This is a genomic window from Vibrio sp. 1731 (genome assembly GCF_033339955.1).
GTDB lineage: Bacteria > Pseudomonadota > Gammaproteobacteria > Enterobacterales > Vibrionaceae > Vibrio > Vibrio alginolyticus.
This window is the reverse complement of record NZ_JAWOVO010000094.1, coordinates 1-1,307: the sequence shown is the minus strand read 5'-3', so window position 1 is coordinate 1,307 and position 1,307 is coordinate 1. Positions and strand designations below refer to the sequence as shown.

The window sequence follows — 1,307 nt, the reverse complement described above, 5'->3', positions numbered from 1 at the left end:
TGTTGTCCCACATTTGCGCTTGGATACTGGCTGTGACGGTTAGGTGATGCCAATTCTTGGATGAGGCATACGCCGCCAACATCGCCTTTTCATCTTTACCTACTCTACTCAGCAAATGCGCCCACTCACTTTTCGCTGCCGCAATTTTATCTGTCGTAATCAACTCTTCAATACGAGTGAGAGAGCTCTGATACGGGTGAATAACCTTAGTATCGAGCTTAATACGATGAGATGGATATTTGATTGACTGACCAATCGCATTCGCCGCAGCCACGCTGTAGAAATTGCGCTGACCAACTAAGGTCGCCAATCGCTGCTTGCCTGCAATATCATCACCCAGCGCAATCTCACTTCGACCTAACCAATATTGCCAGCGAAGCGAGGCTTGCTCATCTTTGTTGAGTACGGCAATCCACTGTTGAACACCTTTCCAATCTGCATTTTGAATTGCTAGACGGATACGATTTTCGATCAAAGCGACATTTTTACTGGTTTTCGTCTTATCATCTCGCCATTTGGCTAGTGAATCGGATTCAGTACGAATCAGACGAATCGCAATGTAGTCCGCAAGTGCTTGGGCTTTTTCTGCTGAGAATTTTTGTCCTTTCACGACTTGCGCATACGCTTTTTGAGCTTGATTGACATCCATGCGAGCTAGCTTTTCTAACGCATATTCACTCTGAGCACGATAAAAGTCGTTGGCTGGCTTTTTCTTAGCAAACTCCGCCACCGTCGCAGGTTTATCAAACAACGCTTTCATTTCTTGCGCTTGTTGTTTCGCTTTTGCAGAGCTTGGCAGCTTTTGCAAATAAGCCATCAAACTACCGTTACGAGCATCAAACGCCAACAACATGCGTTGCAGAATCAAATCGTCTGTACGTCCACCCGCTTTATCCCAAGCATTAAATAACGGGTCACACTCACTCGCGATGCTAGAACCGCTTAGCCACATATCTTCTGCGCCTTTAAACGCAGCAACTTGTTTGCCTTGTTTTAACTGAGCAACGTAAAAAATACACTGATAACGCTCACCACTTGGAATGACTTTTTGAAACTCAGTGATGGTTTTCCAATCTTTCTGTTTGTACAAGTTATCGAGATAAGGCGCACGAATGCGACGTGAGAACGGGAACGCCTCATGCTCATTAATGAAAGCATCCACTTGTTGTGGTGATTTCATGGATAGCTGTCTGATGAACGTTCGGTAATCCACATAAGGAGTCAGTGGATAATCAGCAATTTTTGGACGAATAGATAAGTATCCGTCAATGTCATTCTTATCTAATAAATCTTGAGCTTGTTCATAT

General features: G+C 44.2%; 1 protein-coding gene. It reads right to left on the bottom strand.

The features are described 5' to 3' along the window. Nucleotides 1-1,307, bottom strand: a 1,307-nt coding sequence (locus R7035_RS25405) for a lytic murein transglycosylase (protein WP_318146342.1), incomplete at both ends; no start/stop codon positions are given.